This window comes from Stenotrophomonas sp. RS-48 (assembly GCF_030053245.1).
Classification (GTDB): domain Bacteria; phylum Pseudomonadota; class Gammaproteobacteria; order Xanthomonadales; family Xanthomonadaceae; genus Stenotrophomonas; species Stenotrophomonas maltophilia_P.
This window is the reverse complement of record NZ_JASGBV010000111.1, coordinates 1-12,351: the sequence shown is the minus strand read 5'-3', so window position 1 is coordinate 12,351 and position 12,351 is coordinate 1. Positions and strand designations below refer to the sequence as shown.

9 protein-coding genes are annotated in these 12,351 nt (G+C 66.3%); 5 read left to right on the top strand and 4 right to left on the bottom strand.

From position 1 onward, the window contains the following. Positions 1 to 2,127: a TonB-dependent receptor gene (locus QMZ25_RS17835; protein WP_283220061.1), complete on the bottom strand. Its 2,127-nt coding sequence runs from the start codon at positions 2,125 to 2,127 to the stop codon at positions 1 to 3. 219 nt (positions 2,128 to 2,346) lie between these two features. Here QMZ25_RS17835 and QMZ25_RS17830 point away from each other — a divergent pair, with 219 nt between their 5' ends. Together QMZ25_RS17830 and QMZ25_RS17825 are read left to right on the top strand one after the other, a co-directional pair. Next, a complete protein-coding gene (locus QMZ25_RS17830; protein WP_283220060.1) occupies positions 2,347 to 3,738 on the top strand; it encodes a 3-deoxy-7-phosphoheptulonate synthase class II in 1,392 nt (463 codons plus the stop codon). 510 nt (positions 3,739 to 4,248) lie between these two features. Beyond that, complete coding sequence (locus tag QMZ25_RS17825) at positions 4,249 to 5,391, top strand: mechanosensitive ion channel family protein (protein WP_283220059.1); 1,143 nt, start codon at positions 4,249 to 4,251, stop codon at positions 5,389 to 5,391. Positions 5,392 to 5,452: 61 nt separating this feature from the next. Here QMZ25_RS17825 and QMZ25_RS17820 read toward each other — a convergent pair whose 3' ends face one another. From QMZ25_RS17820 to typA, 3 genes are read right to left on the bottom strand one after another with little or no spacing between them, the layout of a single operon-like run. After that, complete coding sequence (locus QMZ25_RS17820) at positions 5,453 to 7,075, bottom strand: amidase (protein ID WP_283220058.1); 1,623 nt, start codon at positions 7,073 to 7,075, stop codon at positions 5,453 to 5,455. A gap of 41 nt (positions 7,076 to 7,116) precedes the next feature. After that, positions 7,117 to 7,584: a DUF2127 domain-containing protein gene (locus QMZ25_RS17815; RefSeq protein ID WP_065176006.1), complete on the bottom strand. Its 468-nt coding sequence runs from the start codon at positions 7,582 to 7,584 to the stop codon at positions 7,117 to 7,119. An 8-nt stretch (positions 7,585 to 7,592) separates the two neighbouring features. Then, on the bottom strand, positions 7,593 to 9,440 hold the full coding sequence (gene typA / locus QMZ25_RS17810) for a translational GTPase TypA (protein ID WP_053520332.1): 1,848 nt from the start codon (positions 9,438 to 9,440) through the stop codon (positions 7,593 to 7,595). A gap of 249 nt (positions 9,441 to 9,689) precedes the next feature. On the opposite strand from typA, the gene QMZ25_RS17805 reads away from it, so the two are divergent. The 3 genes from QMZ25_RS17805 (at position 9,690) to QMZ25_RS17795 (ending at position 11,991) form a co-directional block, all read left to right on the top strand. Next, positions 9,690 to 10,181 (top strand): peptidylprolyl isomerase, encoded by a 492-nt coding sequence (locus tag QMZ25_RS17805; protein ID WP_053520333.1) that lies wholly within the window; start codon positions 9,690 to 9,692, stop codon positions 10,179 to 10,181. A gap of 118 nt (positions 10,182 to 10,299) precedes the next feature. Further along, on the top strand, positions 10,300 to 11,286 hold the full coding sequence (locus QMZ25_RS17800) for a malate dehydrogenase (RefSeq protein ID WP_005415428.1): 987 nt from the start codon (positions 10,300 to 10,302) through the stop codon (positions 11,284 to 11,286). A 90-nt stretch (positions 11,287 to 11,376) separates the two neighbouring features. Further along, complete coding sequence (locus QMZ25_RS17795; RefSeq protein ID WP_128988931.1) at positions 11,377 to 11,991, top strand: RluA family pseudouridine synthase; 615 nt, start codon at positions 11,377 to 11,379, stop codon at positions 11,989 to 11,991. Positions 11,992 to 12,351: the final 360 nt, after the last annotated feature.

Sequence of the window (12,351 nt, the reverse complement as noted above, 5' to 3'; positions counted from 1 at the left end):
TCAGAAATCCTGTTGCAGGCTGAGATAGGCGCCGCGTCGCGGCCCCCACTGGGGGGCGAACACGCCTACGCCGCCGCCATCGCGCAGCTGATAGCTGCGATCCAGCGCGTTGACCAACGCCAGCTGTGCATGCAGCGGATGGCCGCTGTCGGGGTTGAAATCGTGGCCAGCACTGAGGTTCACCTGCAGGTAGGACGGCAGCTCGCCCCCATTGGGTACGCTTTCGGTGTCCGAGCGCAGGCCACTGCCGAACACGTAGTTGGCACCGATCCGGTTGTGTCCGGCGAAGGCATAGCTGACACCGCCCGACGAGGTCAGCTTCTGGTCGTGGTCCAGGTGGATCCAATGGTCGGCCACGTAGGCCAGGGCGTCCGGGTCGAGGTTGTACTGGCCGGTGATCACCTGGGTGCCGATCGCCTTGTTGTATGCAGCGTTGAAGTAAGCGCTGAACGGTCCGTCGCTGTAGTCGGCGCTGAACTCCAGGCCGCGGATGTGGCCGCGACGATAGTTGAACGTTGAATAGAGGTAGGCGGCGCCGAACTGGCCTTCATCCTGCAGGCGGGCGACACGCCGGTCATACGCATCCACGCCGAGTGTCAGGTGCTCGCCGATCTGCTGCGAGATGCCGAGGTCGTAGTAGTCACTGCGCTCGGCCAGTGGCGTGGCGTTGCCATCACTGGGCTGCTGGTTGCTGGTGCCGTCGTACAGCGCGATGTCGTCGGAGGCGATCAGCTCGCTGGCCGGTGGTGTGAAGTAGCGCGCATAGCCTGCGTGCAGGGTGGTGCTGTCGCCGGCATTCCAGACCACGCCCAGGCGCGGGCTGAGCTGGCCTTCGGTCCGCCCGAAGGCCGTGTAGCGGTCGCCGCGCAGACCATAGTTGACCGTCCAGTTGTCTCCGATCTTCCACTCGTCCTGCACGTAGAGCGCCAGCGTGCTGGCGTGGAAAGCACTGCGGTCGGGAATCAGCAGGGGCGTGGTGCTGGCCTGCTGGCCGGCGTCGTCAACCGGGAACACCCAGCTGCTGCTGTGGGCCCGCGCGGTCTCATGATTGCCGTACAGGCCATAGCGCAGCGTGTGATCGCTGCCCAGCGGGGTGGAAACGTCGGCCTGCACGGTGTTGGCGCGGTTGCTGCGCTGCACCTGTGAAGCAACACCGCTGAATACCAGATCGCCCGCCACATCGGGATTGAACCCGACATCGCTGTAGCGTTGGCCGGCCGACAGCTGGTACGCGCTGGCGCCCAGCGTCCCCTGCAGCACCAGCATGCCGAAGCGCGTGGTCTCGCGCTGGGTCTCATCCAGCTGGCTGGAGTCGAACGTGGAGGTATCGAGGTAGCCGAACTGCGGTGTCTGGCCCGGGTTCACCGGAATCTGGAAGCGGTTGTTGGCAATGCCGGCAAACACGCTCACGCGCGTGTTCTCGTCCAGCAGATAGGTGAGGTCGGCGAACGCCTTGCCCTGGTGGGTGTCGTCGTGCAGCGGCCGGCGCGAGTTCGTCGGGTTCTCCAGGCCGACCTCGTTCTGGTCGTAGTTGCCGGTCAGGAACCAGCTCCAGCGTCCCTGGTTGCCCCACCAGGAGGCGTTGGGATTGACCTTGCCGAACGACCCGGCAGTCAGTCCGGCGCTGCCGCCGTTGCCCAGTTCGGCGCCACTGCGGGTGGTGATGTCCACCACTGCGGCGGTGCGTTCGCCGAACTGCGCCGGCAGTGCGCCATCCATCAGCCGGATGCTCCTGATGGTTCGCGTATCCAGGGTCTGGCCGAAGCCGGAGATCGATTCGGGCAGCAGCACGCCGTTGATGCGGTACTGCAGGTTGGCGTGATCACCACGCACATGGACACCGCCGTAGGAGTCCTGGACCACGCCCGGGGCCTGCAGCAGCACCTGGCTGAGTGCGGCGGAGGCGCCGAGCGGCTGCTTCTGGATGTCCTCGGCGGTGATCTGGTACTGGCTGCTGCCGATGTCCGGCGACAGCGCGTTGCGGGCCTGGTCGAGGTGGGCGCTGACGGTGACCGCATCCAGGTTCTTCACTGCGGGCCCGGCGTCATCCGCGGCCGCGGCAAGGGGGGGCATGCTGGCCAGGGCCAGGGCGAAGGTGATGCTGGTAGCGAGGCGTGAGGGCTTCATGGGAGAGAGCAGGGCCTGGGGCGTGGAGGGGGCCGGTCCATGACGGTGAGTGTTACTCCGTAACAGATCATGCGCCTCTGGCGGCGCCGCCGACCATGCGGTCTGTGGCTGCTCGGCGCGTGCTTTCCCTGGCGTTCAGGCATCGGGCCGGAAGAGCTGGCCCTTTGCGGCGGCGGCCGGCTCTGCGACCATGACCGTCCCCCACCCCGGAAGTCTGCAATGAGCCTGCCCGCCGTTTCACCGGTTCCCGATCCTGCCGCAACCGCCGCGGGCGCTGCCTGGTCGCCGGAGAGCTGGCGCGGCAAGACCGCACTGCAGATGCCGACCTATCCCGACCCGGTGGCGCTGGATGCTGCCCTGCATGAGCTGAAGCGGCTGCCCCCCCTGGTGACCTCGTGGGAGATCCTGGCGCTGAAGCAGCAGCTGGCGGAGGCGCAGGAGGGCAAGCGCTTCCTGCTGCAGGGCGGCGATTGCGCCGAGAACTTCAGCGACTGTGAGTCCGGCACCATCTCCAATCGCCTGAAGGTGCTGCTGCAGATGAGCCTGGTACTGGTGCATGGCCTGCGCCAGCCGGTGATCCGCGTCGGCCGCTTCGCCGGCCAGTACGCCAAGCCACGCTCGGCTGATACCGAGACCCGTGATGGGGTGACGCTGCCCAGCTACCGGGGCGATGTGATCAATGCGCCGGCCTTCACCGAAGCCGCGCGCCTGCCCGACCCGAAGCGGATGCTGCAGGCCCACGCACATTCGGCGATGACGATGAATTTCGTGCGGGCGCTGATCGATGGCGGCTTCGCCGACCTGCACCACCCCGAGTACTGGAACCTGGACTGGGTGCGGCATTCGCCGCTCGCCGCCGAGTACCAGAAGATGGTGGCATCGATCGGCGATGCCGTGCACTTCATGGAAACCCTGGCCGGTGCCCGGGTGCACAACCTCAACCGCATCGACTTCTACACCTCGCACGAAGCCCTGCTGCTGCCCTACGAGCAGGCGCTGACCCGGCAGGTGCCGCGCCAGCAGGGCTGGTTGAACCTGAGCACGCACTATCCCTGGATCGGCATGCGCACGGCGGCGCTCGACGGCGCGCACGTGGAGTACCTGCGGGGCGTGCGCAATCCGATCGCGATCAAGGTGGGGCCGTCGGTTTCGCCGGACCAGCTGCTGCGCCTGATCGATGTACTCAATCCGGACGACGAGCCCGGGCGCCTGACCTTCATTCACCGCATGGGCGCGACGCAGATAGCCGAAAAGCTGCCGTCGCTGCTGGAAGCGGTCAAGCGCGACGGCCGCCGCGTGCTGTGGGTGTGCGATGCCATGCACGGCAACACCGAGAGCACCGCCAATGGGTTCAAGACGCGCCGCTTCGACAACGTGCGCCGCGAGGTGGAGTTGTCGTTCGATCTGCACGCCGCGGCAGGTACGCGCCTGGGCGGCGTGCACCTGGAGCTGACCGGCGAGGACGTGACCGAATGCACCGGTGGCGCGCGCGAGCTCACCGAGCGTGATCTTGAGCGCGCGTATCGTTCCACGGTCGATCCGCGGCTGAACTACGAGCAGTCGCTGGAGATCGCGATGGCGATCGTGCGCAAGCAGGAACAGGTGCGCTAAGGGTTTTTCGGCAGGGCTTGCAGCCCTGCACCTGCGGAGTCAACGTCGACGTCAAATGCGGGCATTCCGTGGGATGGCGGATTCCCGGTGTCTGTCAGATCCACGCCATGCGTGGATGAATCTCTGTCCGATATCGAAATCAATCCGGGGTCAGATCCGTTTTCCGCAGGAAAACGGATCTGACCCCAAGAGCCATTCCGACAGATCCCGAAAATCTGTCGAAGGCGGGGCGGGTCCGGTTGCGGGAGTGTCCGCGGCATGGATGCCGCGGCCAAGCCCCCATGGATGGGTTTACGGCGTCTCCCGCAACCGGACCCACCCCGCCATCCCGCAGGAAATCCGCTTCTGCTTCGGCTGTTGCAGTTGCTGTCGCTGTCGCTGTTGCTCCAGCCCGCAGCAGGTGCAGGGCTGCAAGCCCTGCAGACCAACACCCTGCTTACGAACGACTGACGTGACGCTCATGCGCCATGCGCGAGGCTGTCCGCTGCTGTTCGAGTGGAGGTGGCAATCGTGCACTGGCAAAGCGCACAGGCATATGCATGGCCGCTGGGTCTGGCGGCACTGGTGGGCGGCATCGGCGCCTGGCTGATCCTGTGGATCTATCACCGGCTGAAAGGGCGTGATCGCCGGCGCGCGCGCATCGGTCGTGTGCTCGGTCTGCCAATGGCGACCGCATGGCCCTTGCTGCTGCTGATCCCGGCGCTGCAGGCCACGCCACTGCAGGAGCCTCTGCTGGGGCATCTGCAGCACGGGCTGCACATCGCGCTGACGGCCTGTTTCATCTGGCTGCTGGTGCGCGCGGTGGCCGCCGGCGAGCGTGCGATCCTGCGCAGTCATCCCATCGACGTCTCGGACAATCTGGAAGCCCGTCGCATCCAGACCCAGACGCGGGTGCTGAGCCGCGTGCTGATGGGCGGCATCATCGTGCTCGGTGCATCGCTGGTGCTGCTGACATTCCCGATGGTGCAGAAGATCGGCACCGCCCTGCTGGCCTCGGCCGGTCTGATCGGGCTGGTCGCGGGCATCGCCGCCAAGCCGGTGTTCGGCAACCTCATCGCCGGCCTGCAGATCGCAGTGACCCAGCCGATCCGGCTGGATGATGTGGTGATCGTTGAAGGCGAGTGGGGGCGCGTGGAGGAGATCGGCAGCAGCTATGTGGTGGTACGCATCTGGGACGAGCGGCGGATGGTGGTGCCGCTGACCTGGTTCATCGAGAACCCCTTCCAGAACTGGACCCGGCGCAGCGCCGATCTGCTCGGCACGGCGTTCCTGTGGCTGGACTACCGTGCGCCGATCGCGGCGATCCGCAGTGAACTGGAGCGCATCTGCCGCGGCGAGGCGCTGTGGGATGGACGGGTCTGCGTGACCCAGGTGACCGAAACCAGCGAGCGGGCAATCCAGGTGCGCCTGCTGGTCAGTGCACGCAGCTCCGGCGATGCCTTCGATCTTCGCTGCCTGGTGCGCGAGCGCATGCTGGATTTCCTGGCGCGAGAGCATCCGCAATCACTGCCGCAGCTGCGCGCGCGGTTGCAGCGCGAGGATGAGCTGGACATGCCACGCGCACCGCGTGCACGTACGGCAGATGTACGTTCACCCGGGGCGGAGGACGGCGAGGCCGCGATCGCGCCGGTGGAACCGGACCCCGACCGCTAGCGCCGGGACGTGCCCGGCGAGCGCAGCGGTACCCCCGGTCCGCCGGGCAACCCGGGGCCGATCAAGGCTCGCCAGTGTCGATCAGGGTGTCGGTTTCGAAATGAGGCGGGCGACGCGCACGTGTGCGTTGCTCGTAGGCATAGGCCATTTCGATCAGCTTCGGCTCGCTCCAGGCTGTGCCCATGAACAGCAGGCCGACCGGCAGGCCGTTGATCTGTCCCATCGGCACGCTCAGGCTGGGGTAACCCGCGACCGCTGCCACGCTGTAGCTCTCACCCGGGAAATCGTCGCCTTCGCGGCGGATGGGCCAGGCTGTGCCGGTGGTCGGTGCAACCAGCGCATCCAGCTGGTAGGCAGCCAGGACGGCGTCGATGCCTTCCGGCCCGGCCAGGCGCCGCGCATCGCTGCGCGCACGGATGTAGGCAGGGTCGGCCAGTCCGGCAGTGGCGTTGGCCTCCAGCAGCAGTTCCTGGCCGAACAGGCCCAGTTCCTGCGGCGCCTGGGCCTGGTTGAAGGCGATGAGTTCGCCAAGACTGCGCAGGGGCGCGCGGTAGGTCTTGAAGTAGCGCTCCAGCCCGGCCTTGAACTCATGCAGCAGCACGACCCGCTCGGCTTCGGCCCAGGCACCCGGGTCGGGCAGTTCCACCGGCACCACCACCGCGCCCGCACGGCGCAGTTCGGCGGCGGCCTGATCGATCAGCGGTGCCATGCCACGGTACGTCAGCAGAGGGGTCTGCAGCAGGCCGATGCGTTTGCCGCGCAGGCCTTCGGGGTCCAGGCGCGCGGTGTAGTCGTAGACCGCGCGGCCGGGCATGGTGGCCGTGGCGGGGTCGGCATCGTCCCGGCCCGCGATCGCCGTCAGTACGGCCGCGGCGTCGGCGACGCTGCGCGTCATCGGCCCGGCGGTGTCCTGGCTGAAGGAGATCGGGATGATGCCTTCGCGGCTGACCAGGCCGACCGTCGGTTTCAGGCCGACGATGCCGTTGATCGCGGCCGGGCAGACGATGCTGCCGTCGGTCTCGGTGCCGATCGCCACACTGGCCAGATTGGCGGCCACCGCTACCGCGCTGCCGCTGCTGGAGCCACAGGGCGAATGGCTGAGACGGTACGGATTGCGGGTCTGGCCACCGCGCGCGCTCCAGCCCGACACCGAATCGTTGCCGCGGAAGTTGGCCCACTCGCTGAGATTGGTCTTGCCCAGCACGACCGCGCCGGCCTCGCGCAGGCGTCTTACCAGGTAGGCATCGGCGGGGCGGAAACCCTGCAGCGCGAGCGATCCGGCGCTGGTGGTCATGGGCCCGGCGTTGATGTTGTCCTTCAGCAGGACCGGAATGCCATGCAGCGGCCCGCGCAGATGGCCGTCCCGGCGCTCGCGATCGCGTTCACCGGCTTCCCGCAGGGCATCCGGGTTGAGTTCGATGACGGCACGCAGGCGCGGCCCGGCGCGATCCAGCGCAGCGATGCGCTGCAGGTAGGCGTGGGTCAGCGTGGTGCTGTCCAGTTCGCCGGCCACCATGCGCGCCTGCAGGTCGGCCAGGTCGGTCTCGGCGTAGGGGAAGGGCACGTTGCGGCTCGCAGGTTCGGCGGCGTGGGCGCTGGTCGTGGCCGGGCTGCAGCCAACAATGAACAACGCGGGCAGCGCGATGAGCAGGCAGGTCAGCAGAGGCGGCAAGGACGGGCGCATGGGGCGGCTTGGTCGGCTCCAATGCCCAGTGTAGCTGCTGCTCAGTGGTGGCGCTTGCGCAGGTCGCGGGCCAGGACGTAGACCACGAGCAGGTTGATCGCCAGGATCGTCCAGGAGGGCCAGCCGGGGTGGCGGACGATGGCGAAGACATCGAAGGGCAGATACAGCGCGGCGGTCAGGCAGCCCAGCCAGGAGGCCCAGGCCCTGGCCCGCCAGAGGCCCCAGGCTTCCACCAGGTGCAGCAGGCCGTAGCCGATCATCGCCGCCGCCGCCAGGTGCACGGCGTCGGGATTGATCATGTTCAGGAGGGAGGGCAGGGTGCCGTGATCCGGGTCCAGGCTGAAACGCCGGATCAGGGCATTGACCCCATCGCGGAGCGGCTGCGGACCGAGCACTTCAAGCCCGGTCGCAGCCAGCAACGCCAGCACCGCCTTGCTCGCTTCGAGCAGGGCGATGACGTGGAGGCCCGGATGCCGGTGTGGATCCGGGTTGTAGCCGCTCTGGCTCACGGTCCGGCTCAGCCGCCGCGCGAAGCCTTCTTGCGGTCGCTTTCGGTCAGGAACTTCTTGCGCAGCCGGATTTCCTTCGGAGTGATCTCGACCAGCTCGTCGTCCTCGATGAAGTCCAGCGCCTGTTCCAGCGAGTACTTGATCGCCGGGGTCAGCTGGATCGCATCGTCCTTGCCCGAAGCGCGCATGTTGGTCAGCGGCTTGGTCTTGATGGCGTTGACGGTCAGGTCGTTGTCCTTGGAGTGGATGCCGACCAGCTGGCCTTCATACACATTGTCGCCTTCAGCAGCGAACAGCTTGCCGCGTTCCTGCAGCGGGCCCAGGGAGTAGGCCGGAGTCACGCCCGGGGCGTTGGCGATCATGACGCCGTTGATGCGCTTGGCGATTGCGCCCTGTTCCTTCGGACCGTAATGGTCGAACACGTGGAACAGCAGGCCCGAACCCTGGGTCAGGGTCTTGAATTCGTTCTGGAAGCCGATCAGGCCACGGGCCGGGATCGAGTATTCCAGGCGCACGCGGCCCTTGCCGTCCGGTTCCATGTTCTTCAGCTGGCCCTTGCGGGTGCCCAGCTTTTCCATCACGCCGCCCTGGTGCACTTCTTCCACGTCCACCACCAGCTGTTCGATCGGCTCCATCTGCTGGCCGTCGATTTCCTTGATGATCACTTCCGGACGCGACACGGCCAGTTCGTAGCCTTCACGACGCATGTTCTCGATCAGCACCGACAGGTGCAGTTCGCCACGGCCTGAGACCAGGAACTTGTCGGCGTCCTCCAGCTGTTCGACCTTCAGCGCCACGTTGTGGACCTTTTCACGGTCCAGGCGGTCCTTGATCTGGCGGCTGGTCAGGAACTTGCCACCGGACAGGTCCTTGTTGCCCGCGAACGGCGAGTTGTTGACCTGGAAGGTCATCGAGATGGTCGGCTCGTCCACGGTCAGCGCCGGCAGCGCTTCGGGGGTGTCCGGGTGGCAGAGGGTGTCGGAGATGGTCAGCTCCGGAATGCCCGAGATCGCCACGATGTCGCCGGCTTCAGCGGTGTCCTGCTCGATGCGCTCCAGGCCCAGGAAGCCCAGCACCTGCGCGACCTTGCCGTTGCGCTTCTTGCCTTCACGATCGATCACCGTGACCTGCATGTTCTTCTTCAGGGTGCCACGCTGGATACGGCCGATGCCGATCACGCCCACGAAGTTGTTGTAGTCCAGCTGGCTGATGCGCATCTGGAAGGCACCTTCCGGATCCACTTCGGGCTTCGGCGCGTGCTTCATGATCGCTTCGTAGAGCGGGGTCATGTCGCCATCGCGGACGGTGTCTTCCAGGCCGGCATAGCCGTTCAGGGCCGACGCGTAGACGATCGGGAAGTCCAGCTGCTCGTTGGTCGCGCCGAGCTTGTCGAACAGATCGAACACCTGGTCGATCACCCAGTCCGGACGCGCGCCCGGACGGTCGATCTTGTTGACCACCACGATCGGCTTGAAGCCCATCGCGAAGGCCTTCTGGGTGACGAAGCGGGTCTGCGGCATCGGGCCGTCCATCGCGTCGACCAGGATCAGCACGGTGTCGACCATCGACAGCACGCGCTCGACCTCACCGCCGAAGTCGGCGTGGCCGGGGGTGTCGACGATGTTGATCCGGTTCTTGATGCCGGTCTTCTTGTCTTCCCAGGTGATGGCCGTGTTCTTGGCCAGGATGGTGATGCCGCGTTCCTTTTCCTGGTCGTTGCTGTCCATCACGCGCTCGGCGAGGACGGTACGCTCGGACAGGGTGCCGGACTGCTTCAGCAGCTGGTCGACCAGGGTGGTCTTGCCATGGTCGACGTGGGCGACGATGGCGATGTTGCGAAGATTTTCGATGGACATACGAAAGGGGGCCAGTCGGCGCCGGATTTGGAAAAAGAAGTCCAACATTATACGTCGAACTTGACGATTCGCGAAAAGCTGGATTCCGGCTCGCCCGGGAGCCCCATTCAGCTGGCCGTCGGGGCCCCGCCGGCGGCGACCCTCCAAAGCCTGAAGCGTCGCCCTGCGCCGATGGTCGAAGCCGCCGCCGCCACGTGCCGGGTGTAAACTAGGTGGCTAGACGCCTTTCCCTTTGCAACAAGGATCTTCATGTCCCTCATCGCCACTTTCGACACCACCCAGGGCCCGATCAAGGTCGAGCTGTTCGCTGACAAGGCGCCGCTGACCGTTGCCAACTTCGTGAACCTGGTCAAGCACGGCTTCTATGACGGCCTGATCTTCCACCGCGTGATCGCCGACTTCATGATCCAGGGCGGTTGCCCGCAGGGCCGTGGTACCGGTGGCCCGGGCTACAAGTTCGAAGACGAGAAGAACGGCGTGAAGCATGAGGTCGGCTCGCTGTCGATGGCCAACGCCGGCCCGAACACCAATGGCAGCCAGTTCTTCATCACCCACATCAAGACCGATTGGCTGGATGGCCGCCACACCGTGTTCGGCAAGGTTCTGGAAGGCCAGGCCATCGTCGATTCGGTCAAGCAGGGCGACGTGATCCATTCGATCACCCTGGAAGGCGACGTCGACGCCGCGCTGGCCGCACAGGCCGACCGCGTGGCCGAGTGGAACAAGATCCTCGCCGCCTGACCCCCTTCCGAGACGGCCACCCACGGGTGGCCGTTTCCCTGTTCTCCGCCGCCTGCCAGGCCTGCCGGGCCACGCCCGCGGCGTCCCATCAAACGCTTGCAAGCAAGAGGAAACCCCCATGAAAGCACCCGTTCGTGTTGCCGTGACCGGCGCCGCCGGCCAGATCGGCTATGCCCTGCTGTTCCGCATCGCCTCCGGCGAAATGCTGGGCAAGGACCAGCCGGTCATCCTGCAGCTGCTGGAGCTGCCGGTGGACAAGGCCCAGGCCGCCCTGAAGGGCGTGATGATGGAACTGGAAGACTGCGCCTTCCCGCTGCTGGCCGGCATGGTCGGCACCGACGACGCTGAAGTGGCGTTCAAGGATGCTGACATCGCCCTGCTGGTCGGCGCGCGTCCGCGCGGCCCGGGCATGGAGCGCAAGGACCTGCTGCTGGAAAACGCCAAGATCTTCACCGCGCAGGGCGCGGCGCTGAACAAGGTCGCCAGCCGTGACGTGAAGGTGCTGGTGGTCGGCAACCCGGCCAACACCAACGCCTACATCGCCATGAAGTCGGCACCGGATCTGAAGCCGGAAAACTTCACCGCCATGCTGCGCCTGGACCACAACCGTGCCCTGAGCCAGCTGTCGGCCAAGCTCGGCAAGCCGGTCGGTGGCATGGAAAAGCTGGTGGTGTGGGGCAACCACAGCCCGACCATGTACCCGGACTACCGTTTCGCCACCGCCGATGGTGCTTCGATCGCCGATGCGATCAACGACCAGGAGTGGAATGCCAACACCTTCATTCCGACCGTCGGCAAGCGCGGCGCGGCGATCATCGAAGCCCGTGGCTCGTCCTCGGCGGCTTCGGCGGCCAATGCCGCGATCGACCACGTGCGTGACTGGGTGCTGGGCAGCAACGGCAAGTGGGTCACCATGGGCGTGCCGTCCGATGGTTCCTACGGCATCCCGGAAGGCGTGATCTTCGGCTTCGCCGTGACCACCGAGAACGGCAAGTACACCCTGGTCAAGGATCTGCCGATCGACGACTTCAGCCAGAAGTACATCGACAAGACCCTGGCCGAGCTGGAAGAAGAACGCGCCGGCGTTGCCCACCTGCTGGGCTGATGCCGCGGGTGCCGGTCTGGCCGGCACGCAGCTGACAGAAACGGGGAAGCTTCGGCTTCCCCGTTTTCATATGGAGTTCCGCAGAACCGCATGATCCACCTGCATTACATCGATGACGCACTGCTGGTGGTGGAAAAGCCCGCCGGCCTGCTGTCCGTGCCTGGCCGTAGCGCGGAGAACCAGGACTGCGTGGTGGCCCGCCTGCAGGTGCTGTACCCGGACGCGCTGACCGTGCATCGGCTGGACCAGGTCACCTCCGGTCTGCTGCTGCATGCACGGGGCAAGACGACGCAGGCCGCGTTGTCGATGCAGTTCGAGCAGCGCAGGGTGGGCAAGTGCTACGAAGCCGTCGTGCAGGGTGTGATCGAAGGTGATGCCGGTGAAGTGGATCTGCCGCTGATCGTGGACTGGCCGAACCGGCCGAAACAGAAGGTCGACCATGAACACGGCAAGCCGGCGCTGACGCGCTGGCGCGTGCTGGCCCGCGATGTTGAAGCGCAGCGCACGCGCGTGGCGCTGGAGCCGGTGACCGGGCGCAGCCATCAGTTGCGCCTGCACATGGCCAGCCTGGGTCATCCGATCGTCGGCGATGTGCTGTATGGCGCCGCACCGGCGCAGCGCGTGCATCTGCATGCGCGCAGCCTGCACTTCACCCACCCGGTGACGGGCGACGCGCTGGCGTTCGAGTCCGCCACTCCGTTCTAAGCAGGGCAAGGGGGGCGGCAGGGCTGCGCCCTGCACCTGCTACGAGCCAGGGCAACGTCAGATTCAACGTCAAAAGCGCGCTGTCCGTGGGGTGGCGGGGCGGTGTCGGAGTGCGGGGACGCCGCAAGTACGTCCCTGTAGGCTTGGCCGCGGCATCCATGCCGCGGACACCCCGCACTCCGACACCGCCCCACCTTCGGCAGAATGCCGCGATCTGATGGATTCACGCCACGTGTGGATGAAATCTGTCAGATATCGGAATAGATATTGGGTCGGATCGTTCCGACAGATCGCAGGAAACTGTCGAAGGCGGGGTGGGTCCGGTTGCGGGAGTGTCCGCGGCATGGATGCCGCGGCCAA

Bases quoted from the DNA above. Each gene is read 5' to 3' on its own strand.
- QMZ25_RS17820 (WP_283220058.1), bottom strand. From the start codon at position 7,075: ATGCGCCCGTCCTTGCCGCCTCTGCTGACCTGCCTGCTCATCGCGCTG.
- QMZ25_RS17795 (WP_128988931.1), top strand. From the start codon at position 11,377: ATGATCCACCTGCATTACATCGATGACGCACTGCTGGTGGTGGAAAAG.
- QMZ25_RS17830 (WP_283220060.1), top strand. From the start codon at position 2,347: ATGAGCCTGCCCGCCGTTTCACCGGTTCCCGATCCTGCCGCAACCGCC.
- typA (WP_053520332.1), bottom strand. From the start codon at position 9,440: ATGTCCATCGAAAATCTTCGCAACATCGCCATCGTCGCCCACGTCGAC.
- QMZ25_RS17800 (WP_005415428.1), top strand. From the start codon at position 10,300: ATGAAAGCACCCGTTCGTGTTGCCGTGACCGGCGCCGCCGGCCAGATC.
- QMZ25_RS17835 (WP_283220061.1), bottom strand. From the start codon at position 2,127: ATGAAGCCCTCACGCCTCGCTACCAGCATCACCTTCGCCCTGGCCCTG.
- QMZ25_RS17805 (WP_053520333.1), top strand. From the start codon at position 9,690: ATGTCCCTCATCGCCACTTTCGACACCACCCAGGGCCCGATCAAGGTC.